This window comes from Alcanivorax sp., from assembly GCF_014762765.1.
Lineage (GTDB): Bacteria > Pseudomonadota > Gammaproteobacteria > Pseudomonadales > Alcanivoracaceae > Alcanivorax.
Genome location: NZ_JABURH010000001.1, coordinates 1 through 1,081, shown reverse-complemented (window position 1 = coordinate 1,081; position 1,081 = coordinate 1). Strand labels below are relative to the sequence as shown.

General features: G+C 62.2%; 2 protein-coding genes. Both read left to right on the top strand.

The window, feature by feature from the left end; genetic code table 11:
• Window positions 1-439, top strand: a 439-nt coding sequence (locus HUJ17_RS00010) for an amidase family protein (protein WP_290508796.1), incomplete at its 5' end; no start/stop codon positions are given.
• A gap of 281 nt (window positions 440-720) precedes the next feature.
• The gene (locus tag HUJ17_RS00005; RefSeq protein WP_290498409.1) at window positions 721-990 is read left to right on the top strand and encodes a YdeI/OmpD-associated family protein; all 270 of its coding nucleotides are present in this window, start codon (window positions 721-723) and stop codon (window positions 988-990) included.
• The last annotated feature ends 91 nt before the right edge of the window (window positions 991-1,081 follow it).

Genomic DNA, 1,081 nt, shown 5'->3' with positions numbered 1-1,081 from the left:
GTTCCCCCAAGGCTTCGATGCCGGCCAGCTGGACCCGCTCACCCGTGGCCTGGCCGACTATTACCAGCAACGTTTCCTGAAAACCCCGGCCATGCTCCGCCAGCTACGCCTGGCCCGGCAACGCTACGCGGAAGCCTTTGCCCAATACGACGTGATCCTCAGCCCGGTACTGGCCCACACCACCCCGCAAATCGGCTACCTGGGCGCCGACCTGCCCTTCGATACCCAACTGGAACGACTGCTGCGCTACACCACCTTCACCCCCGCCAACAACGCCTCCGGCGGCCCCGGCATTTCCCTGCCCCTGGGCCAGACGGACGATGGCCTGCCCATCGGCGTGCAGTTCTCCGCCGCCAACGACGAAGAGGCCCTGCTGTTGGGTCTGGCCTTCGAACTGGAAGAGGCCCACCCCTTCCAATCTCTGGGTAGGGTGCACTGAGCCGCAGGCGAACTGCACCATCGCCCCGCCCAGGCTCGAAACGCCAGGCAATCGCTGGAAGAACCAAACACAGCGACTCACGTCATAGTGGCCGCCCACCGCCTTTTGCTATTGTCGGTGCGTTGAGAAGGAGCTTCTGATAACTCCTTTCTGTGGGAAGCGATGCTTGCATCGCGAATAGCGGCGGTCTTACAGGCTCCTTCGCGATGCAAGCATCGCTTCCCACAAAAATCAGGCATGTTGTAAGTTTTTCCAAAGCTCCCAGACAAGGACCCCGGATCATGGACAATCAGACCATCAGCGGCGGCGTGGTCCACCCACTACCGGACGATCTTCGTCAGGCCCTACAGGCAGACAGCGCCATGCTGGCACAATGGCAAGACATCACCCCGCTGGCCCGCAACGAATGGATCTGCTGGATTGAAGATGCCAAGAGAGAGGCAACCCGGCAGGGGCGCATTACCCGTGCCCGGGAAAACCTCACCGCCGGCAAACGCCGCCCCTGCTGCTGGCCCGGCTGCCCCCACCGCGAGCGCACCGGCAAGGCCTAGAACGCCACTGAAGAAAGTCTTTTCTACTGTGGGAAGCGATGCTCGCATCGCGAAGGGGCCGCAGAAAAACCCGCACGGTTGAGCGTTTTAC

Coding starts and splice junctions, on each gene's coding strand:
- HUJ17_RS00005 (WP_290498409.1), top strand. CDS start 721: ATGGACAATCAGACCATCAGCGGCGGCGTGGTCCACCCACTACCGGAC.